This is a genomic window from Abyssisolibacter fermentans (assembly GCF_001559865.1).
GTDB classification, from domain to species: domain Bacteria; phylum Bacillota; class Clostridia; order Tissierellales; family MCWD3; genus Abyssisolibacter; species Abyssisolibacter fermentans.
Genome location: NZ_LOHE01000002.1, coordinates 1 through 25,332, shown reverse-complemented (window position 1 = coordinate 25,332; position 25,332 = coordinate 1). Strand labels below are relative to the sequence as shown.

Annotated in this window: 22 protein-coding genes; 2 read left to right on the top strand and 20 right to left on the bottom strand. The window is 26.5% G+C overall.

Features of this window, described 5'->3' with window-relative positions; translation table 11 throughout:
• Window positions 1–2 precede the first annotated feature (2 nt).
• The 16 genes from AYC61_RS00250 to AYC61_RS00180 form a co-directional block, all read right to left on the bottom strand.
• Window positions 3–1,271, bottom strand: coding sequence for a radical SAM/SPASM domain-containing protein (locus AYC61_RS00250; protein WP_066494987.1), 1,269 nt, complete (start codon window positions 1,269–1,271; stop codon window positions 3–5).
• On the bottom strand, window positions 1,268–2,623 hold the full coding sequence (locus tag AYC61_RS00245) for a radical SAM/SPASM domain-containing protein (RefSeq protein ID WP_066494969.1): 1,356 nt from the start codon (window positions 2,621–2,623) through the stop codon (window positions 1,268–1,270). Before AYC61_RS00245 ends, AYC61_RS00250 begins: the two co-directional genes overlap by 4 nt.
• Before the next feature lie 42 nt (window positions 2,624–2,665).
• Window positions 2,666–3,748 (bottom strand): FkbM family methyltransferase, encoded by a 1,083-nt coding sequence (locus tag AYC61_RS00240; RefSeq protein ID WP_066494965.1) that lies wholly within the window; start codon window positions 3,746–3,748, stop codon window positions 2,666–2,668.
• Window positions 3,749–3,762: 14 nt separating this feature from the next.
• Entirely contained in the window at window positions 3,763–4,452 is a 690-nt protein-coding gene (locus AYC61_RS00235; protein WP_066494960.1) for an ABC transporter ATP-binding protein, read from the bottom strand.
• A gap of 4 nt (window positions 4,453–4,456) precedes the next feature.
• Window positions 4,457–5,938 (bottom strand): B12-binding domain-containing radical SAM protein, encoded by a 1,482-nt coding sequence (locus tag AYC61_RS00230; RefSeq protein ID WP_066494957.1) that lies wholly within the window; start codon window positions 5,936–5,938, stop codon window positions 4,457–4,459.
• A gap of 49 nt (window positions 5,939–5,987) precedes the next feature.
• A complete protein-coding gene (locus AYC61_RS00225; RefSeq protein ID WP_066494954.1) occupies window positions 5,988–6,884 on the bottom strand; it encodes a glycosyltransferase family 2 protein in 897 nt (298 codons plus the stop codon).
• A gap of 10 nt (window positions 6,885–6,894) precedes the next feature.
• A complete protein-coding gene (gene aroF / locus AYC61_RS00220; RefSeq protein WP_066494947.1) occupies window positions 6,895–7,707 on the bottom strand; it encodes a 3-deoxy-7-phosphoheptulonate synthase in 813 nt (270 codons plus the stop codon).
• A 517-nt stretch (window positions 7,708–8,224) separates the two neighbouring features.
• The gene (locus AYC61_RS00215; RefSeq protein WP_066494944.1) at window positions 8,225–8,971 is read right to left on the bottom strand and encodes an acyl-[acyl-carrier-protein] thioesterase; all 747 of its coding nucleotides are present in this window, start codon (window positions 8,969–8,971) and stop codon (window positions 8,225–8,227) included.
• A 268-nt stretch (window positions 8,972–9,239) separates the two neighbouring features.
• A complete protein-coding gene (locus AYC61_RS00210) occupies window positions 9,240–9,983 on the bottom strand; it encodes a hypothetical protein (RefSeq protein WP_066494941.1) in 744 nt (247 codons plus the stop codon).
• Window positions 9,984–10,373: 390 nt separating this feature from the next.
• Complete coding sequence (locus AYC61_RS00205; protein ID WP_066494938.1) at window positions 10,374–11,450, bottom strand: PRK06851 family protein; 1,077 nt, start codon at window positions 11,448–11,450, stop codon at window positions 10,374–10,376.
• Window positions 11,451–12,001: 551 nt separating this feature from the next.
• Complete coding sequence (locus tag AYC61_RS00200) at window positions 12,002–13,651, bottom strand: MutS-related protein (protein WP_066494936.1); 1,650 nt, start codon at window positions 13,649–13,651, stop codon at window positions 12,002–12,004.
• Between the two features lie 29 nt (window positions 13,652–13,680).
• A complete protein-coding gene (locus AYC61_RS00195; protein WP_156456275.1) occupies window positions 13,681–13,911 on the bottom strand; it encodes a hypothetical protein in 231 nt (76 codons plus the stop codon).
• A gap of 795 nt (window positions 13,912–14,706) precedes the next feature.
• A complete protein-coding gene (locus AYC61_RS21525) occupies window positions 14,707–14,847 on the bottom strand; it encodes a hypothetical protein (RefSeq protein ID WP_162265415.1) in 141 nt (46 codons plus the stop codon).
• Between the two features lie 105 nt (window positions 14,848–14,952).
• A complete protein-coding gene (locus AYC61_RS00190; protein WP_066494933.1) occupies window positions 14,953–15,291 on the bottom strand; it encodes a hypothetical protein in 339 nt (112 codons plus the stop codon).
• Window positions 15,292–15,345: 54 nt separating this feature from the next.
• A complete protein-coding gene (locus AYC61_RS00185; RefSeq protein ID WP_066494932.1) occupies window positions 15,346–16,224 on the bottom strand; it encodes a helix-turn-helix domain-containing protein in 879 nt (292 codons plus the stop codon).
• A gap of 389 nt (window positions 16,225–16,613) precedes the next feature.
• The gene (locus AYC61_RS00180; RefSeq protein ID WP_066494929.1) at window positions 16,614–18,566 is read right to left on the bottom strand and encodes an HD domain-containing phosphohydrolase; all 1,953 of its coding nucleotides are present in this window, start codon (window positions 18,564–18,566) and stop codon (window positions 16,614–16,616) included.
• Between the two features lie 633 nt (window positions 18,567–19,199).
• On the opposite strand from AYC61_RS00180, the gene AYC61_RS00175 reads away from it, so the two are divergent.
• Entirely contained in the window at window positions 19,200–19,721 is a 522-nt protein-coding gene (locus AYC61_RS00175; protein WP_066494927.1) for a DUF2179 domain-containing protein, read from the top strand.
• A gap of 178 nt (window positions 19,722–19,899) precedes the next feature.
• Here AYC61_RS00175 and AYC61_RS00170 read toward each other — a convergent pair whose 3' ends face one another.
• A complete protein-coding gene (locus AYC61_RS00170) occupies window positions 19,900–20,955 on the bottom strand; it encodes a leucine-rich repeat domain-containing protein (RefSeq protein WP_066494925.1) in 1,056 nt (351 codons plus the stop codon).
• Window positions 20,956–21,162: 207 nt separating this feature from the next.
• Here AYC61_RS00170 and AYC61_RS00165 point away from each other — a divergent pair, with 207 nt between their 5' ends.
• Window positions 21,163–21,672: a DUF6512 family protein gene (locus AYC61_RS00165; RefSeq protein ID WP_066494923.1), complete on the top strand. Its 510-nt coding sequence runs from the start codon at window positions 21,163–21,165 to the stop codon at window positions 21,670–21,672.
• Between the two features lie 37 nt (window positions 21,673–21,709).
• Here the strand turns inward: AYC61_RS00165 and AYC61_RS00160 are convergent, their stop codons facing one another.
• The 3 genes from AYC61_RS00160 to AYC61_RS00150 all read right to left on the bottom strand — a co-directional run bounded on the left by AYC61_RS00160 (window position 21,710) and on the right by AYC61_RS00150 (window position 25,052).
• Entirely contained in the window at window positions 21,710–22,351 is a 642-nt protein-coding gene (locus tag AYC61_RS00160) for a carboxylesterase family protein (protein WP_066494915.1), read from the bottom strand.
• 235 nt (window positions 22,352–22,586) lie between these two features.
• Window positions 22,587–23,264, bottom strand: coding sequence for a DinB family protein (locus AYC61_RS00155; protein ID WP_066494902.1), 678 nt, complete (start codon window positions 23,262–23,264; stop codon window positions 22,587–22,589).
• A gap of 132 nt (window positions 23,265–23,396) precedes the next feature.
• Complete coding sequence (locus tag AYC61_RS00150) at window positions 23,397–25,052, bottom strand: glutamine--tRNA ligase/YqeY domain fusion protein (protein ID WP_066494893.1); 1,656 nt, start codon at window positions 25,050–25,052, stop codon at window positions 23,397–23,399.
• Window positions 25,053–25,332 lie beyond the last annotated feature (280 nt).

Here is a 25,332-nt window from a genome sequence, read left to right as displayed (position 1 = left end):
CCTTATAACGCCTTACTAAATACCTCTTTGTAAAATAAACACAAAGGATCTTTAGTGTATATAGAACCTGTATCTATATAAGAATTTGCCATGCATCCTCCACCGCATAATAGTCTTACTTCACAATCAGAACACTCTTGTACAGTATATAAATCCCTTGCTTGATAAACCTTTGCTGCCTCAGAAGTCATTAATTCTTCAACCGAACTATTTTTTATATTTCCTAGTAAGTGTTCTTTTTCTATCATATTAGGACAAGGATAAACATCTCCATTTGGCATAATATTTAACATACTCAAAGCTGCACCACACTTGCTCTTACATCCTCTAAGTAAAGGATTTATCGTATCTTCCTCAACAATAACACCTAGTTCATCTAATACCTTATTTTCAAATGCCATCATTTTTTCAAAATTATTTGCAAGCACTAGTGGATCAACGCTTAATAATTCACTGTTGCAACGTCCTCGTCCACTTTCGAAAAATACTGAGAAATAACACTTAATATTATTTTCTAAGCAGTATCTATATAAGTTAAGGTTGTCATTAATGTTGATGTTTGTTAATGTCATTGCTAAAGTAATATCTTTTACCAGATGCTCCTTAAGTAATTTTATGCCTGCCAATATTCTTTTTTTTGTTCCTTTACCTCTTATTTGGTCGTTTAATTCTTCAGACATTCCTTCTAGACTAACCATAACGCTTATCTTATATTCATATATTAATTTACATAATCTAGGTGTAAGTAAAGTTGCATTTGTATTAATACTTACATGTTCAAAGTATTGATTAGCAAGCTTTAAAATGTATTCAATTTCATCCTTTAACAAGGGTTCTCCGCCTGAAATAACTAACGAAGTAAAATTATATTCTTTTAGTTTTTTAAATACATTTTCAATTTCATCAACATTAAGCTCTACTTCATCTGAAACTTTATCATTTGCAATATAGCATTGTATGCATTTTAGATTACATTTTCTTGTTATTACGAAAAATGCACTTTTGTTAACATTTTCTATTTTTGTTTCTTTATTTTCAGTAAACAACATTGAAGCTAATGCTAAAATTCTTTTCCTTCTTAGTCTACTTTGAGGGTTTAAATCTTTATAAAAGTCTCTAAAACGTTTTCCATTAAACTTTTCAAAGGTCTGAGCAGTTTTAGAATCTAGCTTAAACCATTTTTTATTATTATCATCAATATATAACATTCCATTTTGTAATGGGTATTTTTTATAATTATCTAATTTGATAATTTCTTTTAATAAATTCATCTCATCACCCTCGAACTTATATCTTTTAACTTCAATGATAAGTCTCTTTTGCTATCAGTATTTAATATTAATTCTTCATATAAATTCTTTATTGCACTGCAATCTCCACCTTTTTCAAACAGATTACCAGATTGCTGATAATCGTATGCCATGCATCCACCTTTGCAGAAATATCTAACTTCACATGCACTACATTCATCTATAGAATTAACATTTCTAGTCAATATTTGTTTTGATATAACACTTTTTTCAATAACTTTGTTTAAAGATTTTTCATTAAATAAATTACCTATCTTAAATTTATCTGACATTAACAGTGGACAAGGATATATGTCACCGTTTGCATCAACAGTTATTTGATCTTTACAAATACCACATGAAAGAGAAATCTTTGATTTCTTTTTATAGTAAGTATTGATGTTGTATCTAGTATAATTTAATTCATCTGCTTTTTTCCAAGATCTAATAAGAGCTTCTACCTTATCTTCGTTATTAATTTTAAGTTTATCGTAATTTTCTATACCTCTTCCATAAGGTGTAAAGAAATTTAACTCTAAATAAACATCAAACTCATTAGCTAGTTCTACAATAGACTCAATATTCTCTAAACTTATTTTTGTGATAGTTGGAGATATTAAGATATTTTTATGTCCAGCTGATTTGAGTTTTTTTAAACCTTTAATAGCTCTTTTAAAAGAACCTTTTCCTCTTGTAGCATCATTTATTTTTTCAATACCACTATCAATGCTAATTTGAATTTTGTTAACATATTTTGTTAATAACTCAGCCTTTTTTTCATCAATTAGCGAGCCATTGGTAACTAATCCAATGCTTTTAAATCTTCCCTCAGAAAACTTTAATAATTCTTCTAAATCTTTTCTTAATAGTGGTTCTCCACCAGATAACACCAATTCTTCAATTCCATCTAACTGTAATTTCCTAATTAAACTTTTATATTGATTTGTAGAATATTCTTTTTTACTCGTGCTATTTGCATCATATGAACAGTAAGAACACTTAAAATTGCAGTTTTCTGTAATGTGAAAATAACACATTTTCACTCTTATAGCATCAGTTTTAGTGCCGTGGATTTTCTTAATATTCTCAGTTTCTTTAGAAATAAAATAGTTCTTCAATAAAAATTGTAAAAAGCTATTTGCTGTTTCATCAGAAATATTATAATCCTGTTTCAGCGTAGTTATTGCTTCATCTTGATTTTTGTTTAATATACTACTCGCCATTTCATATGCATGTTGTGATAACTTCACCCATGATCCCATGTAAGTATTAAAAAGCAATACATGTGAATTATATTTAATTTCATCAGTATTTTTATCTTTGACTATTTTCATACGCCCTCCTATGAATAACACTACAAAAGTAAAAATAGTAAATTATACTTTTGCAAATAAAATAGTTTCACACCAATCATTGCATTTATGCGATATATATAACTTATACTCTGGTACAAGCTCTAATATAAAATTTGGTATTTCTATTAAATCCTCAGCTTTATGATATATAGAAATTGCAAGCTTTGGTTTAAAACGTTTAATAATCTTTGCTGCTCCTTTTAAAGCTTCAAGTTCGCTTCCCTCAATATCCATTTTAATAAAATCTATATGATCGATTTTTCTATCTTCAAATAAAAAATCTAGTGTTGTCATTTCAATAACAGAATTGCAGCTTTCATTATCAACTACCTTCATATTTAATCCGTTTCCATCCATTTTACATTTACAGCTACTAGACCAAATTCCATAAGGAATTACTGTAATATTCTTTGACAACTTATTTGTATTAATATTTTCATATATAATTTTCCTATTTTCATTGAATGGTTCCATGACATACACATGTCCATTTTTCCCTATTTTGTCGTAAAACCAAATAGCTGTTTCTCCATGATAGCCGCCTAAATCGAATACAATATCACCCTTTTGAGGGTATAAAATATCTTCTAATAAGTATTGATTATTTCTCCAAATTTCATTTACAACAGACTCATTAGATCTAATTTTATAATTAGATACTTGTACTATTTTTTCATTTATAACTATTTTTTCATTATTCAATTTAGTTTTATGTACAGGTCTTGGTATATATTTATCTACCTGCTCTAATTCTAAAAAATTTAATGCTAAAAGATATGTTAATCTCCATTTATAAACATTTTTAGATTCAATATCAGCAAGTTTGTCATATACATTTTGAAAATCTTTAGCTCTAGACATATACATTATTAGTGTATTTCTTGCAATTGTTTTAACATATTCTCTTGAAATATAATATTCACAGACTTTATTTATTTCATCAAAAGCATCAATCTTACTACGATCTATTACTGCTTTTGAATTTTGATATTTTAAACTTACTTGTGCTAATTCTTCTTGTAGCTTTTTTTGTTGATTTATTATTTTTTCCCTATCCTTTTGAATTAAACGGATTATCAATTCAATAGTATGATTTAAACTCATCTTACACCAACTCTCTACTTATCATTAAATTGAATCCTTTCTACTAACCCATCTTTAATCACAATCATTTTATCTGTTTGAGAAGCAATTTCCATATTGTGTGTTACAACAATTACTGTTATTCCTTTTTCATTATTTATTTTTTTTAATAAATTTATAATTTTATACCCTGATTCAGTATCTAGATTACCTGTAGGTTCATCCGCTAAAATAAACTTAGGATTATTTACAAGTGCTCTAGCTATAGCAACTCTCTGACATTCTCCACCAGACATTTTCATCGGTATGTGATCTATCCTATGAGATAATTCAACTTGATTAAGTAATTGTTTTGCTCTTTTTATTGATTCTTTTTGACTGATTTTATTATTATAAAGCATTGGTAATTGCACATTTTCAAGTGCTGTATCATCAGGAAGTAAATGAAATCTTTGAAAAACAAAACCAATGGTTTTTTGTCTTAATTCTGCTAATGAATTTTCGGATAGCTTTGATATATCAATTCCATCAAATATTATTTTCCCAGATGTAGGTGTATTTAAAGCTCCAAGCATACTTAATAAAGTTGATTTTCCAGATCCAGATGGTCCTACTATAGATACAAAAGCTCCATCTTTAATTTCAAATGTCATTCCTTTTATAACCTCAACGAGCTTTTCATTTTCCTGTCCATAAGTTTTTACTAAATCTTGAACAATTATCATATGCTCATCCTATATCCTTATTCTGATTAGTTATATTAGAGTTACTTAAATTTTGCTTATACAAATATTCAATTTTTTCTTTACTTTTCATACTTAACACATCTTGTACATGATTTGACATGAAAATATGATTAGTTAATATAATGATGAACTTTGCAAAGTCACCTTGAAACTTTTCATTAACAATATTTCTAATAACATTTTTAAATTTCATAGATTCCATAGACCAAAACCTTCTAATTACGAATATAGTCCGTTGTGAAAAAATCAAATCTTCTTTGGTCATAGTATTAGATAAAACAACCTTATTTAAGTTATTAACATCAATTTCATATCCATAAATATCTTTTTGTGAATATAGCTTTGTATTTGGTAATAATTTTAATAGATTCGCAGTTATGTTTAAATTCCCTAAATTGAAGCAATAATTCAAAGAATTAAAATAATCTCTTAGTGCTTCCCCAGGTAAACCGATTATCAAATCAATTACACTGCTAATCCCTTTATTTACAATTTTTTTAATATTTTTAGAAAAAGCAACTTCATCATGATACCTATTAATAAGTTTTAATGTTTTAGTATTAGATGTTTGAAGTCCAATTTCAAGGTTATTAACCCCTACTTTTTTCATTAAATCTAATAATTCATCATCGATTAATTCAATCTTTAATTCAAACCCAATATTAATATTCAAACCTTCTTTTAATATTTTCTTGAATAATGTCTTTGTTCTCTCAATATTGTAATTTAATGTACCATCTAAGAATGAAAAATTACTGTACCCTTTTTTTACCAAAGTTTTCAATTCATCAACAATTTTATCATTATCTTTACATCTAAAAAAAGGATTTGAACCAGCACAATAAGAACACTTGTAAGGACAACCTCTACTACCCTCTACATATACAACACCAAATTTTTTATAGTAACTTTTTAGTTCATCGTGTAAAATAAATGGGCTTACAACCTCATCTAAATCAACAATATTATCTTTTGTCCTCAAGTTTTTAATAATTTCATTGTTCTTACTCTTATATACTGCTCCTTCAATTTTGATATTAGATGATTTAATATCCTCTTTTAAATATAATTTGTTGATTATATTCATCATAGTTAATTCCCCTTCACCAATGATTAAGAAATCAACAAATCCCTTTCTTAATAATTCTAATTGTTCATCTTCATCATAAGTTATACTTGGTCCACCAAGTATAAGAGCAATATCTCTAAATTTCTTTTTAATAATTCTACAAAAAGGTAATATGCTACTTAAATTCCATATGTAACATCCAAATCCAACTACGTCATATTTCTTGCTTTTTAATAATGATAATATTTTCATTCCATTTAACTTCGAAAATACTTTTACATCAAAATTAACATCTCTATCTGGGTATTTTTTTTTGTAATAATCTACAATATTATACTGTCCAATTGGCGGATATTGAGAATTAAGTGCATTAATCATTATCAATAATATATTCATTTTTACACCTCTAATGTTTAATTATAATAATTTAAGCTATATATTGATTTTAAGATAAGTTAAAAATTATATCACGTTCACGTTCATTTGTTTCAATATCATCTATTTCATTTTTGGACAAAGCTATAAATTCATCAATGCCTATTTCAGCTCTGACTAATTTCTTGAAATATTCTATTTGTTTATCTTTGTGCAAATCATAAAATAACTCATGATTTCTCTTTTCATCTTCTTCTCTAACTTTTTTGTTTCTTGCATGTTCAATGTGATAATTTTTAGCACAATCATTCTTAACAAATATTCCTCCAGCTTTAAATAAGCGATATCCTAATTCTGTATCCTCAAGACCCCATCCTTTAAATCTTTCATCAAACGATCCAACTTGTAACAGAAATTCTTTTGACATACCAACATTTCCAGTAGTAAAAGTTATCCAAGCAATTTCTTTATTTTCAAAGCCTTTTTGTATTTTTCTCCAATAATATGCAAGTCTTGATTTTTGCGTGAATTCAGATGTATTATTATCTATCATATCAACAAATTCTTTGTGTTTCTTTTCAAAATTCGATCTATAAATGTTATATCTAGCACCTAAACTTATTATTTTTTTATTGCTACCTTGTTTTAAACAATCATAGTGAGCTTGGACAAAATCCTCACAAACAATTCGATCATCATCTAAAAACAATATGTATTTTCCCTTTGACACCTTAATTCCTGTATTTCTTGCAATTGATCTTCCTTGATTTTTTTGATGATAGTATTTAATATTGGGATTCTTATCCATGCAAGAAGTTATTATTTCTTTTGTCTCATCAGTAGATCCATCGTCAACAATTATTATTTCATACTTCAAATCAATAACATTCTGTTTTTCTAAGCTTTTCAAAGTAGCTTCTAAATATTTGTATTTATTGTATGTTGGAATGACTATAGAAATATCCATTGTAGCCTCCTTATATTTGTAATTTTGATATTCCTTGAACATTATTAATTAAAACTTCATATTCATGTAAATTTAGTGATTGTTCACCATCAGACATTGCTTTAGATGGGTTATTATGAACTTCTACCATAATACCATCTGAATAACATGCTAGTGCAGCTCTTGACATTGGCATAATTAGACTTCTATCTCCAGTTCCATGACTTGGATCTACTATTACAGGTAATTGAGTTCTTTGCTTTATTATTGTAACAGCTGATAAGTCTAAAGTATTTCTTGTACTAGTATTAAATGTTCTTATGCCACGCTCACACATAATTATGTTTGTATTACCCGTTTTAGCAATATATTCAGCTGCTAAAATCCACTCATCAATGGTTGCACTCATCCCACGTTTCAATAAAATAGGCTTACCGGTTTTACCTACAGCAGTTAATAATGGATAATTGTACATGTTTCTAGACCCAATCTGAATAATGTCCAAATACTCAATAGCTTCTGTTAAATATTTTTCTTCCATGATTTCTGATACTACAGGCATGTCGTATTTTTTACCAGCAGCATATAAATATTTTAAGCCTTTAATACCTAGCCCTTGGAAAGAATATGGACTAGTTCGAGGCTTAAACGCACCTCCACGAAGGACTGAACAACCAATTCTCTTTAAAGCCTTTGCAATATCAAAAATCATTTCTTCGTTCTCAATTGCACATGGACCTGAAATTATTATTGGTTTTCCACCTTGAGATATTGCTAATTGATTATCGCCAAGACCAATATTTACTTTTTTTCTATGTGTACTGTGAATAATTCTTTTTTCCATTTAATTCACCACTTAAGATTTTATTTGTTAATATTTCTTGTTAATGCCGTTTTATAGTATTTTCTAATTATTATATTAATTTTATTAATTTTATTAATTTAAGCTAAATATGTAATATTAATATTTCTATGGTTTTTTATGAATTTCATGTCTATATTAACATGTTATTATTTTTAATTCAAATTTAACCTATTCATAAAATTTCTTTTATTATTAAAATATTTTGTATTTTTACATTTTTTTTAGCATATAAAACTTTTTTTTACATTATAATATTAAACTTTAAGTAATAAATGATTAATTATTTCATTTTTTATTTATTATGTTAATATTGTATGAAATTTTACAAATTAGCCATTCTTGTAATTGTTACAAAATGTTAATAATGATAAAATATACGTAAATAATGTATGTTATTTTTATAAAACTTATATGTTGAAGATGTGTTCAATGAAAAAAAAGTAAAAAAATTAGTCATGATTTTTATTTAAAAAATCATGACTTTTAATGTATTTACCTATCTATTTTCCCATTCTACTTTAGCTTGAAATACTTTTTTATCTAAAATACAATTAACTCCTTCTACATACCATGAGTCGGTATTTTCGGGATATTTACCTCTGTTCAATTGAATATTTTGATTCATTTGACACTCTGACAAAAAATTAATATGTATTTTACTTAATCTTTTCTTATTATAAAAATCTTGATCAAAAGAATTTAACGCCCACTCCACATATTTTTCATTATTAACATGTTTATTCATATCAATATCAGTATATCCAACATGCTTATCATAAGAATGTTCTAACTTTTCTGGTTCTTTTATTTTCCCTGGTATTTCATCAATAGCATGTTTACCTTCTATCATTATAAATTCTGAAGGAAGCTTGTTTAGTTTTTGAGGACGTTTTTTTACACTATCTATAACAAGCCATGTTGATGATGCCTCAGCTACCTTTATACCTTGATCAGTTGTCAAAACATAATCTCTTAAAGCAAAAAGTCTATCAGTACCTTTTGCCCACGTCGAAACTTTCAAGTTAGTTTCATATGTAGGATAGGAATATATTCTTACTTTCATCCTAGATAGTACCCAATATATACCGCTATCTTTAAGTTTCTCAATACCATAATTCGAATTATCTGCATGTTTTGCAGCTGCTATTTGCATGAAATTAAATATAGAGCTAACCTTTAGCTCATTATGATAATCAACTTCATAACCACGTATTTTAAACTGTTCTTCCCACTCTTGCTTCAAATTTTGCCACCCCTTTTATGTAATACTTGTTAGTGAAAATATCACTATACAATTCTCCCAAACAATCTTAAATTTTATCCTAATCAACATAATTATATCTCAAATCAATGTCAAAATCCACCATTAAAAAACAGTGTAATCCCTCTATAACTAAATTAATAAATTATTCTAAAAACACTTATCTAGTATATATCATTCTCTCAGACTTATTCTTTTAGGTACTCTAATAATGAAAAATCTATTGTGGTGAAAACAACGCCACCGTCCCCTACAACTGCTTCTTAATAACAGTTTTTGATAATATATTTTCATCACATTCGTTAACAGTTTTATTATCAGGTGCCATAACATATAGGAATATAGTTACACCCCATTTTTTGAAATATTTTGCAACAATTCTACCTTTAAGCTCTATTTCACAAAAATCATTTTTTACAACATATTTTTTCATAGGTTTTCCATACTGAATATATGCTCTTTTTTTCTCTATAAACTTATGTATTGGACTATTAGTTTTAATAACCGCATCAATTATCGTCCAACCTCCATACCCTGCATATAGTTCGTTGTTCTTAATATTATCAATACTATACTCAATTTTAATTTTACTTTCTTCACACCCTAAGCTTTGAAGAACTAAATAATTAAGATCATATTTGGGTACAGCTATAATTTCATTAAGTATTGGTTCATTATTTAATGTAAATGCAAAAGGTTTGTCATCTCCATTATTTTTCACAATATAGCTACCATAAAAACTGCTGTAATAATCTGATTGTGGATTATAATAATTAGAAGAACCTTCAATTGTATCAAATGCGCCAAAATTATAAAGTATAGTTAATGATAAATTTTTCTTCATATATCTTGAAAAACCTACATCATCATTAAAAAATAAAACAAAAGGATACCAATCTTTTTTTGATGTACTTAACCCACCAGGGATTTTAATTTCTATATTTTCCTTTGTTAATAAGCTATTTTGCTTTTCATAGTTACTAAAAAAATACATTACTACATAGCTCCTTACTTGATAATACAAGGGAGTTTTTGTGAAAATATAAAATAATATAATTGTTATCAATAAAATAATTTTTAATTTTTTAAATACTTTCATATGATACTCTTCATTCTTTTTATTTTATGTTTAGTATTCCCTCTTTTATCTTATATATTTTCCTACTGTATTTGACCCATATACTTTTTTATTGAAATTTCAAAAAACTTTTTCCAACATTACAAGCTTCTTATTTTTGTAAGCATGTAAATATCATGTAGTATTAATGCTTTTTCTATTTCAAACCAATCGTCGATCCCAAGGACTTTTTGTACTATTGGGAATCGACGATTAATTTTAAATTCCTGTCTTTAAATATTTCTAACCATGTATTTTAAGCTCAATTTATTTCTCATATTTTAATATTCTTTGGATAAGTCGTTCTCTAAGTTTATCAACTTGTTCAAAATCCATATTAGGAATATAATATTTTTCCATAATATCATGCATTTTTTTTGCTGTAGATATATTTGATATTGCTGTAGATATCAAAAACTCAAATATTTTTCTATCCGCTTCTATCTCCTTTTGATATTTACTTACAATATCTTCAACTAAGAAGCTTTCTAAATCTATAACCTTAAAATTGTTAGTTCTATAACTATTGCTACTGGTTAAGCTTACTTTAAGCTTAGGTATATATATTGATTCAATCTTGTGTGGTTTTAATGGTGTATGGTAAACCTCGACAAAATACCCTAACTCAATTGCACGTTTATAAACCTTACGCATTATAGTAGTTTTACCTGTACCTATATCTCCTTTTAAAAAATACACTCTTTCTGCATCTTGTAAAAAAGACTCTGTATACTCTATCCAGCCATTTGGTGTATACGCACTACCAAACATATGTCTCTGTTCACCTTGGATAACACTAGGGTCCTGACCACAAAATATTTCTTTAATCAATGTATCACATACTACATTAGATAATCCAAATTCTAAAGCTTCTTTATTTTTATCTTCTATAGTTTCATAACTATATTTCGCAGCAGCTAGATATTTATAAGCTCTCTTGAAAAGTCTTCCAACTTCTTTATTACATCTAATTATATCATTCTTGTCTTTCTCCATATTCTCAAAATTCCAATAATTACCTAGATTTATTATCTCATCAACCGCACCAGGGTTAACTGGATCTACAACATGTGGTGCTGTTCCGTCTAAAAATGCTACTCTTAGCTTTGGTATCACTAACCCATCTAGTGACTCATTATCTGAAGAACAATGATGTAGCTCTATATCATATCCTCTATCTAACATCTCAGCACCAATTTTCTTCATCAATGATGATTTACCAACTCCAGGTCCACCTTTTATAACGATTTTCCTATTTGCATCTTTCTCAATAATATAGTCATAATATGAGTAAAATCCTTCTGCTGTATTCCCTCCTGGAAACATATCTCTAACCTTAGCCATGTATTATCTCCCCTTTTTTATTAATACTATAATTATATTTATTACATATTATCCTATTGTATTCATTTTGGTTTTATTAAACCTAGATTATTCATAGAAAACTATAAGTAGAGAACTAAAATTTATGATTTTATGAGAATCGCTTAATCCCTATGAAAAATTGAATAGGAGATTCATTTATTAAGATCTGATTATAATGTATCCATTAAATGGATGACATGCCAATTGGTATGCCGTCGAATTCACTGAAACCTTCTAATTCAGAACTATACAGCATATTATTTAGCCGTTATATGAATAACTTCCTGCATAAGAACCTTCATTGTAATCACCTGATAAAAAAGAAAAATACGCCTACAAAGGTAGCTAGAGGCCTAATTCTTACTAATACTTGTTCAACATTCGTCTATAAAATAAAAAGGAGAAAGCATTTTAAAGCCTTCTCTTTGTAAATTTGATTAAATTTCTTGTTTGTACTTTTTAAGTTCAAATAATGAATCTCTCTATTTTTTTAGTGTAATATATTTTATGATTTCTAATCAATCATACAGTTATACACACCAATCAATATTTTGCGCTTCTGCAATTATTTCATCAGGAAATCCTACATACTTCAAAAGTTTTATTGCATTTTTTGAAGTTGATGCTCCATTATATATTTTATAATCAAAAGAAATGTCTCTTTCTTGTATTTTTTCAGTAAAGTGATAGTTATCATAAACATTATCTAAAATTTGTGTTAACTCAAAGTCATGTGAAGCAACAATGGCAAAACAATTCTTTTGGTATAAAAACTTTAGTATCGAAGCTGAAGCTGCAATTCTTTCTTCAGTATTGGTTCCCCGTAAAATCTCATCAATTATGCAAATAATTAATCTTTCTTCGCTTAAATTTTCAATAATCCGTTTCAAATACTTAATTTCTTTTATGTAATAACTTTCTCCTGCCATTAAATCGTCACGTACAGCCATTGAAGTGATAACTCTTGCATATGGTAAAACCATCTGTTTAGCCATGCAGGTGTGTATATTTTGTGCGAGAATTACATTTATTGCAACAGTTTTTATATAGGTAGATTTACCCGATGCATTAGAACCAGTAATAATACAACTCTTATCTAAATTAACTGTATTAAAAACAGGTTCGTCAATCAATGGATGATATATTTGCTTCATTTGTAGTACATGTTCTTCCCTAAATGTCGGCGTGCAATATAGAGGAAGACTTTCCCTAAATGAAGCTATAGTTATTGCCATATCAATCTCACCAAGTATTTTATATAACTCCATAAATTCCTGTTGTTTATCCTTCAACTTAGATACAATTTGGTCATACTTCACAAAATCCCATAAAGTCGCACCAATTAGATAATCGTATAACAATCCTAGAAAATCTCCAGAAAATCCAGCATCCTTTTTCATTTGAATTATGCTGATCATATTTAATAATTTTTTAAATGGAACAACTTTTTTCTTTAAGTCAAAAAATTTATTTTCATATGAGAGCTTCTTAGTATCAGCAATTTTATTTCCAGTATTTATAACACCAACGATAGTTTTTAACATTTCAAGATGAACCTCATACTTAATCTTTCCTGTGGCATAAATTATCATATTCACAAAAAGAATACCAAGCGAAATAAATAAGAATTTCGGATCTAATAGGACAATTGCTGGAATTACTGATAATACTAACAATATCTGCATCACCTTATATTTCAATATGCCCGAAATTTTGTTTGAATCTAATTTTGCCATAAATTGCGGTAAATAATAGTCGTTATTTTTTTTCCCGAGACAACTAAGTAAAATCTGTGTTTCTTCTCTTTCCTTTTCATTAGATTTAAAAAATGAAACTTTTTTTTCAAATAATTCTCTATATAATTTATTTTTAGGCAGGCAATGGAGTTTAGAATATAATATCTGCTCACCTACATAGGAACAACAATTATTAATTCGGCAAAATATATTGTTCATTTCCAAATCGTTCCATGTTACATCATCTATCTTTTCATCATCTAATATTGATTGTGTGTATTCACTCCAATGATAACTAATTCTTTCACTGTATTTAGCTGATACAGGCTTTTTACCATATTGTTTTCTTATCCTAGCTCGTAATTTTTTAATATTATTTCTTCGTTGCAGCCTCATTACAAGATATACAATAATAAGTATACTAATGATAGTTACTACTTGCATATATTTTCCTCCTATTAATAAAAAACTATTTATATTTTCAAAAAAGCTTCTAAACACTTTTCTACATTTTCTTCTGTTTTACCAAAAGCCAGCATCCACAAATTCATAGCGTTCTCATTAACAAATCCCTTAATACTAAACTTTCTTTGTGTAACATGAATATTACAACCTTTTATTTCTTTTACTATTCTTATATCTTTAACCTCTGAAAACGGTTCACCATAATTTATAATCAAAACTGACGGTATTTGATACTTCATTATATCATAAAATAATTCTAAGTTAGTTGTATCATTTGTATTTTTACCAACTATTTCACGAAATGTAATGAATGATACAAAAGGGCAATAAAAAATGCTGTGAAAAAATGTACACAACAATAAAATGCTATTCGGTAAAGAATTAATAAAACTCAAAAAAATATATGAAAAATTAAAAGAAACATTACAAGAGAAGTACTAAGAAATTAAATATAAATGTAGAAATACAAAGATATTAGAAAGTCTAGATTAATAACCAATGCAAAGATTTTTATAAGTTTGTCTACTATCTAAAAATTAAGCTTATAATTTAATTTCCATTTTAATAAATATCTTTCACTTGATTAATCTATATTGTTCATACATGTTACATATGTAATGGGGGGGATAACGAGGCGGTTAAAATATAAACGGTAGTAGTAGGCATATACTACTAACATGTAGTTAATTTATTTCTCCGAATCTTGTTCAAATGATAATATTTAGCCATTACTATACTTTAATGAAGCGTGAAGATGAATAATTAATAAGATTGATATTTGGTATTAATGGATAAGATTAATTATATGGAAAATTATAAAGGAGTTTTTATAATAAAATCTAGTATACTTATTTATACCAGTTTTCATACTTCTTATTACAGAAGGGATTTACATATTAGTAATGGCATATAGATATTTAATATTTTTTACACAAAATTATTCGTTAGTCTTCTTAGTAAATTGCAAAAACTTTGCTACTTGTTTCATTTTAGATAATGACAATAATATAAAAAAAATCTCTAAGTTATATTTATCATCTTTTAGTATTAGGTCCTAACGCTTCTTTTTTCGTATTATGATTTTGATTACGGTTGTCTCCAGGAACAGAATTAACTGCATTGTTTAACTTTCTCTGTATGTTACTGTTGTTTTTATTTTTAGCCATATTTTTCACCTCTAAATTAGCATTCCTCTATTAAAACTATTTATTCTATTTGTCTGCAAATAAAACAACTTATTTGAATTTATCCATTTGCTCAATCTGAAATTTAAATAAAATTTAACTTAGCTTTTCGTTAATTTCAGTTCTACTCGCTCTAAACATTAATAAAAATTTATTTTGGAATTTGATAATTCTAATTTGAATATGTTTTGTTATTTTTCCATTATTATATATAATTTCTCCCCTTGAAATTTGATTATGTTCTGATTCAAGTAGTAAATTTATCAAATATACTGAATACTCTATTGGATAAATATCATTTATTTTTTTATTTAAAAAATAGTTAATATGCTTATTTTGAGCTTCATCTGCAAAAAACATATCTAATATAGTATAATTGAAGTCTAGTTCAATTATTGCATTATCTAAATATTGCATTATACTATTGTTAATCATACTTTCTAATTATTCCTTTCTAATTATTATTATTGATAATTGTTATGTAATGTTTTAATTCAGATTATATTCACTGTTAAAAAACTCTTGATAATTTTGTTCATACTTATTTTTATATTTTCTACGTAACGTAGATGGAGTACAGTTATAAAACATCTTAAAATATTTTATCAGATATTTTGGGTCTGAAAAACCACAATCATATCCAATATTCATAATATTTGCATCAGTAGTTAACAGTAACCTAAAAGCATTTTCAACCATAATTGAGAATTTTAACCATTTGAAGGGATGTCCGAATTTTTTTTTAATATCTTTTCTTAAATAATCATAATTCATACCAAAATAATCTGCTATCTCTTTAAGACTAGCTTCTCTTAATTGTCCATTGACAGTAAAAACATATTCATATATACATTTATACCTTTCAATATGTTTACTATCAAATTTCTTAAAATTCAAACCAAATTTTATGTAGTCAAATTGCTCTACGATAAATATCAATAATTTTTTAGTAATCACAAGTATGTTTTTATTATATTTACTATCTTTTTTGCCAGTCAATGCAAATACTAACTCTAAAACATAATTTTGTAATTTCTTATATTGTTGTTGATTGTGATTTTTCTTAACTACAGTGTTGCAATTTATTACTATATTGTCAAAGTCTTTTATTTTGACTCTGCAAAATATTTCATTAATAAAAATAAACAAAACCATATTATCTTTACTAACACCTTCTAAATCATAAACTTCCCTTACATTTATAATCACTATATCATTTCGCTTAAGAGTATATTCTTTTGTCTTCTTGTTTAATTTTATAGTTCCTTTTAAGACATTTATAATTGCTATAGAATCATGCCAATAAAATGCATGCTTATTAATATTCCTTATGACAGCTTGTATATATTTTTGACTACCATCTATCATTCAGCAATGCCCCTCCCTTGTTAGAACAATAATATATGCACTGATTTATATTATAATCTAGGAATTGCATGCATCCTACCAAGTACAAAATTAATAATGATATTTCTCTTACTAACAATTATCCATAAATAGCCCACCCGGGTACCGGGTGGTTAGTCTATTCGTAAAAAAATTTAATCATATTATTTTGTAGACAAACCCCTGAATCAATATAATATATCTGTTCATTAATAGTTTTAATACTAGGGTATATTATTAAATACTATTATTATGTTACCTAGAATTAATAACAGTAAGTATAGATAAATTTAAACTAATTTTTCTTTTACTCAACTCTATAACAAAAGCTTCAATATATTTTACTTAACTAATTGTCTATATTAGATCGTCTAGATAATAACTTTATCTAAAAATGTATGTACAATCATTGGGTCAAATTGTGTTCCTGCATTTTTCTTAAGTTCACGTTTTGCTTCATTAAAAGACAACGCTTTGCGGTAAGGTCTATCATTAGTCATAGCATCATAAGCATCTATAACTGAAATTATCCTAGCAAGAATAGGAATTTCATAACCTTTCAATCCTTGAGGATATCCTTTACCATCCCATCTTTCATGATGACTTAAAACACTTTCTGCTATTTGTGATAACTCTGGTACAGATAGTGTAATTCTATATCCTATCTCCGAATGTCTTTTCACCTCATCCCATTCTTCTTTATTAAGTCTGGATGGTTTTGTTAATACCTCTTTTCTTATAGCAATTTTTCCTATATCATGAAAAATTGCTAACATTTTTAATTGATGAATTTCACTTGAGGAGAAATTCATCAACTTTCCAATCTTAGTACAATTTTCTCTTATTCTAGCCACATGTCCTTTAGTTTCATAACTTTTTTCAAATAAAGTTTCTAGCATAGTTTCTATTCCTAAACTTCTTAAATTCTTGCCTTCTAATAGTTTTTTCCTATACATAAAATCTTCTGCTTGTTTCAATATCATCATAATATCTTCATCTATTTTATTCTTTGTTGAATAACCTAAAGAAATGCTATACTTCGACAAATTTTTTTTAGAATCAATACACTTTTCTTTAATAGATTTACATAATTTTAATGCTTCTTTATCTGATGTGTTTTTTAGTAACAAAACAAATTCATCACCACCCCATCTTGTAGCTACATCTCCTTCTCTACATGAAGCTTTTATAACATCAGCAATCGATTTTAGTAATTTATCACCTTCTTGATGTCCAAATATATCGTTAGTCATTTTAAGACCATTAACATCTCCCATTATCATAGATATTGGCAAATTTTCTTCGATATCAATATTTTTTATTATGTCTTCAAAATACACTCTATTAAAAAGTCCAGTAACAAAATCAACACTGTTTATATATTTCATCTTTTCTTCTTTCTTTTTATCTTCCGTAATTATTGTTAGTAGTTGCTCATGTTTTATTTTAAAGTCATCATTTGCTATTTCTTGTTTTATACTTTTAGTGGTAATAGCTGCCAATATATATAGTAAATTAATTTCACTATCATTCCAATGCCTACACATGTCACATTGGTCAAATCCGACAAAACCTTTATATTTATTATCAATATATACAGGTGCTATTAAAGTAGATTTAATATTTTGCTTTAAGAATAGTTTTTTTATATTATCATTATTTATATTTTTAACATCTGTGTATTTAATTATTTTTTTTGTCTTCATTTCATCACTAAACCACTTAATTGAGTCAAGTGAAATATTTTGAAAATCTTTTGTTCCATAAAATTCTTTACAGTCTGTCCACTCTAAAATGTTACTAATACTACATTTTTGTATATTAAAATCAGATGCAAATATTCTGTTAACTCCTATCGTTTCTCCAATAAGCTTAAAACATTTATGCATACTTTCTTCATTTCCTACTAATATTAAAATCTTGTTCATTAGAGTATTATAATCAATATTATCTATATATATATGCTCTTTCCAATTCTCAACATACTTCTCCACTTTTTTATTTTTTATAGTTTTTTCATTATTAAAAACTATCAATATTTTGCTGTCTTTAATTATAAATTTAAATTTTATATTTTTTGTGAATTCACCGCAAGTATAGTCAAATTCCCCACATGCTACATTACCACAAAATATTGATTGTACTAATAAATCTGTAATATATTTTGCATACAACTCTGGAAAAATATCACTTATTTTTTTACCAATAAAATAATTTAAGTCACTGCACTCATGTTTGTAGTTAAGCGTTATCTTATGAACTTTATTATCGTAATCTAATTCAATCATCGTATTATCTAAATATTCCATAATGTTCTTTATCATTATTAGTACTCCTTTTATCTAGTTTAAAAATTAGTAGCAATTAAATAAAAAATATAACCTCAAAAATACTCTATATAGCTGCAATTTTTAGGTTCTTGGTCTCAATTTATGTAATTTATCTTCTCTATAATTCTTCTTTATCACAAGAATAGCAGTTTGATATATTGTTATATAAGATATAGTTGATTTTTAAATGTTTCTAGCAAAATCTTTAAAGATACTAATAAAATGAAAATTCTGTCTATAATCGTATTATTATGTCGAACTATAACTTTATTAAAATTCTATATCTTTCAATAAATGTTTTAAAACAATATAATTGTTAATTATATCTTATTTAATTAAAATTTTCTTTGACAAAACGGGTTATTTTAGTACTTTTTTACTAATTTTTCGCTTCAACATAAAAATATTATATACTGTTCATTTATATAAAATATAATAAAATAATTGTACTTTTATAAGATAAAATGATATTTTTTATCAAATTAACTTTATACTCATTATTCGAATAAGAGAAAAAAAATATATATAAAAATCATAATATAGTTTTAATACTAAATATGTTGACATGTACAAATTAAGATAATATAATACCATCAGCAATAAAAATTTTACTAGAAAATAAGAGGGGTGATTAAAATACTAACATACTTATTAATATTATTTGTTAAGATTTTTGAAGTTACGTTAGGTACAACTAGAATTGTGTTAATCACAAAAGGAGAGCGAATAAAAGGAGCTATTATAGGTTTTTTTGAAGTATTTATATGGGTCATACTTGTTTCTACAGTGTTAAAAGATGTTACTGAAGATCCTATAAAGGTAATTATTTACGCAATCGGCTTTGCATTAGGCAATTATGTAGGATCTATTGTTGAAGAAAAGATTGGTGTAGGCACAGCAAGAGTTGAAATGATAGTTAAAGAAGAGGATGGAAAGGAATTAGCTGAAATTATTCGTAATCATGGTTTTGCCGTAACTTTAATTCAAGGCGAAGGTATGAACTATAACCGATATGTATTGATTTCTCATGTAAAACGTAAAAGAACTAATGAATTTATAGAAACAGTTAAAAATCATCAAAAAAATATTGTTATTACTGTAAATGAAATCAAAGCTGTATATGGTGGATATGGTATATTAAAAAAATAATTTAAGAAACAATTTTCTCTTTGGTTTACAAAAGTATATTATTATTGTTTTATTTTCTTTTACACATATGACCGCATTAATTTAGTGGTCTATTTTTATATCTTTTTTATAATAAATTAATATTTTACAATAATAAAATATATGATATTTCTAATAATTTCTTATTTTATTCTGATTACTAAAATCTATTTTTTCTTCTTTTGATTACTCTAACCTTTGACTCCTTTTTAAATTCATCTATACCGTTTATTTCACATTCAGTAATTTCTATCTTTTTTAAAGATTTCATTTCTTTTAATATATCTATATTTGATACTTTCACTTTATAAAAATCTATCATCTCTAGATTAGTTAAACATTCTAAACAATCTAATGTTTCTAACTGTGAAAAGCATATATCTATTTTTTCTAGTGTATTTAAGTCTTTTATAAATGATAAATCATTAGCTTCTAAGCCTTGAATATGTATTTCTTTTAGAATGGGAAAAGCATCCTGATTTAATTTTTCAAACTCCATATAACTTAAATCTAAATATTCCAATGCTTTTAATTCTTTAATTTCAGACCAGTCTATTGATGTATCACAAATATCTAAATTAGTTAATTGAGACAGTTTGCCTAAAACATAGACGTTTTCTATTTTATTACATTTTATATATAATGAGCGTAAATTTGTTAAACTCTCTAACCCCTCTAAATTAATAATTGCATCATGTTCACTAATGTAAATTCTTGTTATTTTATCTAAATTTTCCTTAGTTAATTCAACTTTTCTACCAGGATAATAATCTTTAAGATGCTTTTGTACAATATTTTCTAAATAGATATCTTTTATTAAAGATTGTTTATGAGAATTTATATCAAAGTAAAAAACTAATAAAACTATTAGTATCACTGTCAACACCTTTGATAACCTATGCTTAGAAGAATATTTATATAAATAAATACTTGCCATTATAGTTAAATATATACATAATAATATATGATCTCTAAAATTTATATGATTATTTATGATAATATATTTAAATAAAAATAATACGGACAATACAACTTTTTCTTTTTTATGTTCCTTCCATAAAACAATATTTTGAGCTAATGTTACTAAAGCTATAACCACAAGATTTTCTTTACATATGTATTTATAATTAACAATATATAACCATAAGCATCCTATTAAAGATATAGAATAAAAATAAAAACTTTTTTTATAATCACTTAATTGATCTTTGTCCATCTAAACAACTCCTTCTTGAAATGCTCAATAGTTAGTTCAAATCAACAGCATATAGTAAAATTATACATCCATATCGAATTTGTTTCAATTAAAGTATTTTTCTCGATAAATGTAAATGAATAAAGATTAAGAATATTGAAATTGTATTTAAATATTAAAAAAACAAAATAATATAATAACACCTGAAATTTTGCATAGAATATTAACATGAAGAATAAATTTAATTTATGGTATATAATAAAAAGTTCATTTGTCATTTTCATACTAGCATCATGCATTCACAGTCTTTATGATTTAACAGGTTTTGGCTTTCTAAAGCCTTTTGTTCCAGTTAATGAAAGTGTTTGGGAACATCTAAAGATGATATTTTATGCTGGTTTAGTTTATGGTGTCATAGAATATTTACGTAGTTTTAGGAACTATGAAAATTTCTTTGTTGCTAGAGGAATATCAACTATTATAATGACAGCTTTAATACCCTTATTTCACTATGGTTATACATATTTTACTGGTAGAAGCATCGTTTGGGTTGATATTCTAATAACCTACATAATAGTATTTATAGGTCAGCTTATTTTTAGAAAAATTATTACCAACCCTAAGAGTTTTAAGAAGTATAACAAGTTAATATTTTTATTAATAATTCTTATTGTGATATTATTTTCATATTTTACATATTACCCACCTAATCTAAAGATATTTATACCTGAATCTTAATTTAAGCACCTTATTAGGTGCTTTTTTATTTAAAATATCATTTTGACAACAGCCACTTGTATATTTCATCATTTTCAAATATTGTCGTACAAAGTTCATGTCCTGCATTTGGATATTCTGTATATTTCACATTTGCACCTAAATCCTTTAAGACAGTAACTATTTTTCTGGATTCTTCAACAGGAACTTCTTTATCGTTTTTTCCATGTACAACCCAGATAGGGATATGCTTTATTCTATAAGCATATTTAGGTAGCATTGCACCACCAGCTATTACTATCATAGCTGAAAATAACTTTGTCTGCTGCATGGCAAAATTCCATGCACAAAATGCTCCCATGCTAATGCCTACTAGATAGATTTTATTAGAATCTATATCATATTTTTCTTTTATTTCATCAATAATAGCATTTAATTCTTTTATATGAACATCCCAAAAAGTGTCTTTAGGACACTGAGGTGATACAACAACAAATGGTAGATTTTTTTCATCTAAATATCTATGTATACCATACTTCTTTATATCATCTAAATTGTCGCCTCTCTCTCCTGCTCCATGCAAAAAAAGAATAACAGGCCACTTTCTATTATTAAGAGCATCATAATCACTTGGTAAATGAATTAGATAATTCATAGTTTGATTTATCATTTTGTTTAAACATCTTTTTTCCTCAAGCATCTTTTTTGCTCCCCCCTAAAAATTTGGTTTTATTACTGTTTCTATCTCTTTTGCCTGTTTATTTTGTAAATTATATATAATTCTATACTAGCAAAAAACCTTTTATTATTATTTGCTATTCATATTTTATTTTTAATTTCAAAATAGTTTTAAATCTATACAAAACGCATACTCAAAAGTATGCAATTAATTTTCACCACATTTTTATTTAGTTTTATATATTATTATATAATCATTAATGCTTTTTCTTTTTAGCAGCCATTGACTCATTAAAATGAACTAAATTATGTCTTGTAACAGGCATAAGCAATATTCCTGCAACATTTTTTTTGCCCCAAAAATCAATAAGCCACATTGAAGCTTCTACATTTAAAACTGCACCTTCATCTAAAACACGTTTTAATCTACCCTTTTCAATCTTCTTATTAAGATCATCTCTTGTTAGTTTTTTTAATACTTCAATTGTTTTTCTTCCAACAGCCTGCCTATATTTTTTTAATTCGTTCATGTTAATAGTTCTACTAAATTCTAGAATTTCTTCTGGTGACAAAGCATTGCCAGTATCACATATACTTACATTCATTTTATCAAGCCAATTATCTGAATTAATAACTTGTGTATCATCAGCTAATAATATATTTACAGTTATGTCTTCTATCCTTGAAGAATGCCATATTCCATAAGCTATAGTTCTGCCTTTGTTGTTAACTTTTGTTCTAAAAGCAGCTTCAGTCAATCCTTCCCACAAATCATCTTCCAAGGTTGTTTCTTCAATACCAGACATTTCAGAAGAATGAACCATATTATGCTGATACAAGCATGAATCCATAAACTCATTAAATCTTTGTTTATTTTTTAGCAGCTCTTTTAATTTTTTTTGGTTTGAATTCCATACGGCTTTTTTATCACACATATTTATCCCTCCATAATTTTATAATATAAAACTATTTTACCATAAATATGACACCTCTATGGCATAATTTAGAAAAACATTGAAATAAATAAAGCATCCTCTTCGAAACTTATGAGAATGCTTTTTACTATATTAAAAAGAACTTTTTAATGGTACTATTTCATTAAAAATCATTTTATCTTGAGTCGTTAGTTTGTCATCAATTATAAAATAACCATTTCGTATAAATTGAAATCTTTTCTCTCCATTTTTTATTAAGTCAATTGCAGCTGGTTCAATTATAACATTATCAACCACTTTTTTTGAATTTGGATTTATAGTATCAAGTAATCTATCCATAGAAGGTGCTTCTTTGAATAAAGCTTCAAATAATCGGATAGTACTATTTATTCCCTTACTAGCACTTACCCAATGTATTGTTCCTTTAACTTTTCTACCTTTAAACCCTGTTCCACTCTTTGTCTCTGGATCATAGGTACAATGAAGTTCTGTTATATTTCCTTCTTCATCTTTAATAATTTCATTGCATTTTATAAAATATCCATGTTTTAGTCTTACTTCTCCCCCAGGCACTAATCTTTTATATTTCTTAGGTGGATTTTCACTAAAATCATTTCGCTCAATGTATATTTCTCTAGTAAGAGGCATATACCTATATCCTAGTTCGTCATTATTTCGATTATTTTCAGCTTTTAATTGCTCAATTTTATTTTCATCATAATTTGTTATAATAACTTTTAGTGGATTAATAACAGCCATAACTCCACAAACTTTGTTATTGAGGTCTTGCCTTATTGCATGTTCTAACATACTTACATCAACAGTACTTTCACTCTTAGGAACACCTATTTCATTTAAAAAATCAAAAATTGCTTCCTTAGTATAACCTCTTCTTTTTAAACCTTTTAATGTTGGTAGTCTCGGGTCATCCCATCCTTCTAAAATTCCACTATCTACTAATTTTTTTAGATATCTTTTACTTGTCACAACTCCTGTTAAATTCATTCTGCCAAATTCAATTTGCTTTGGTATATTCCCTTCTAAGTCAAGATTATTTAAAGTCCATTCATAAAGAGCTCTATTATTGATAAACTCATTCGAACATAATGAATGTGTTACTCCTTCAATATAATCTTGTATCGGATGAGCAAAATCATACATTGGATATATACACCATTTGTTCCCTGTTCTATAGTGTTCTTTGTGTAAAATCCTAAATATAACAGGATCTCTTAAAACAATATTAGAACTACTCATATCAATTTTTGCCCTAAGAACTTTTTCTCCTTCTTTAAACTTCCCATTTTTCATCAATTCAAAGAGCTCAAAATTTTCCTTAATAGTACGTTCTCTATATGGACTATTTTTACCAACTGCTGTTAATGTACCACGATATTCCCTAATTTCATCAGGTGAAAGATCACATACATATGCTTTGCCTTTTTTTATAAGCTCTTTGGCATACTCATAAGTTTGCTTCGTGTAATCAGAACCATAGTAAGGATGCTCTCCATAATCAATACCCATCCAATCAAAATCTTCAACAATAGCTTTTACATATTCTATATCCTCTTTTACAGGATTAGTATCATCAAAACGAAGATTGAATTTTCCATTATATTTTTTAGCTAGTGAATAACTAATATTTATAGCATAAGCACTACCTATATGAAGATATCCATTTGGTTCGGGAGGAAATCTTGTTATTACTTTTTTTATAGTACCATCTTCTAATTCCTTCTTTACAATTTTATCAATAAAATTACTATTTACTATACCATCATACATAATACATTCTCCTTTTTAATAGATTATTATGAGTTTTGTATTAGCTCTGCTGGTAAATTTGAAGGGTTATTAATACTTTTATATATATTAATTTACTTGCCCCATTTATTCCTCACATCCTCAATAATCGAATTTAATAATAGAACATAAATTTCCATGTTGTATTTTACAGTATAGATTCTGCCCTATTAAAAGTTTTTAATTTTAATCCCTGATTATTCGTATAACTCCCGATAATATGCTATAAGTTTCTGAATTAGAAGATTTCAGTGAATTCGAA

Coding starts and splice junctions, on each gene's coding strand:
- AYC61_RS00225 (WP_066494954.1), bottom strand. CDS start 6,884: ATGGATATTTCTATAGTCATTCCAACATACAATAAATACAAATATTTA.
- AYC61_RS00200 (WP_066494936.1), bottom strand. CDS start 13,651: ATGCAAGTAGTAACTATCATTAGTATACTTATTATTGTATATCTTGTA.
- aroF (WP_066494947.1), bottom strand. CDS start 7,707: ATGGAAAAAAGAATTATTCACAGTACACATAGAAAAAAAGTAAATATT.
- AYC61_RS00245 (WP_066494969.1), bottom strand. CDS start 2,623: ATGAAAATAGTCAAAGATAAAAATACTGATGAAATTAAATATAATTCA.
- AYC61_RS00210 (WP_066494941.1), bottom strand. CDS start 9,983: ATGTATTTTTTTAGTAACTATGAAAAGCAAAATAGCTTATTAACAAAG.
- AYC61_RS00170 (WP_066494925.1), bottom strand. CDS start 20,955: ATGGACAAAGATCAATTAAGTGATTATAAAAAAAGTTTTTATTTTTAT.
- AYC61_RS00235 (WP_066494960.1), bottom strand. CDS start 4,452: ATGATAATTGTTCAAGATTTAGTAAAAACTTATGGACAGGAAAATGAA.
- AYC61_RS00180 (WP_066494929.1), bottom strand. CDS start 18,566: ATGATAAAGAACATTATGGAATATTTAGATAATACGATGATTGAATTA.
- AYC61_RS00150 (WP_066494893.1), bottom strand. CDS start 25,052: ATGTATGATGGTATAGTAAATAGTAATTTTATTGATAAAATTGTAAAG.
- AYC61_RS00160 (WP_066494915.1), bottom strand. CDS start 22,351: ATGCTTGAGGAAAAAAGATGTTTAAACAAAATGATAAATCAAACTATG.
- AYC61_RS00185 (WP_066494932.1), bottom strand. CDS start 16,224: ATGATAGATGGTAGTCAAAAATATATACAAGCTGTCATAAGGAATATT.
- AYC61_RS00165 (WP_066494923.1), top strand. CDS start 21,163: ATGAAGAATAAATTTAATTTATGGTATATAATAAAAAGTTCATTTGTC.
- AYC61_RS00205 (WP_066494938.1), bottom strand. CDS start 11,450: ATGGCTAAGGTTAGAGATATGTTTCCAGGAGGGAATACAGCAGAAGGA.
- AYC61_RS00240 (WP_066494965.1), bottom strand. CDS start 3,748: ATGAGTTTAAATCATACTATTGAATTGATAATCCGTTTAATTCAAAAG.
- AYC61_RS00250 (WP_066494987.1), bottom strand. CDS start 1,271: ATGAATTTATTAAAAGAAATTATCAAATTAGATAATTATAAAAAATAC.
- AYC61_RS00155 (WP_066494902.1), bottom strand. CDS start 23,264: ATGTGTGATAAAAAAGCCGTATGGAATTCAAACCAAAAAAAATTAAAA.
- AYC61_RS00195 (WP_156456275.1), bottom strand. CDS start 13,911: ATGAAGTATCAAATACCGTCAGTTTTGATTATAAATTATGGTGAACCG.
- AYC61_RS00190 (WP_066494933.1), bottom strand. CDS start 15,291: ATGATTAACAATAGTATAATGCAATATTTAGATAATGCAATAATTGAA.
- AYC61_RS00230 (WP_066494957.1), bottom strand. CDS start 5,938: ATGAATATATTATTGATAATGATTAATGCACTTAATTCTCAATATCCG.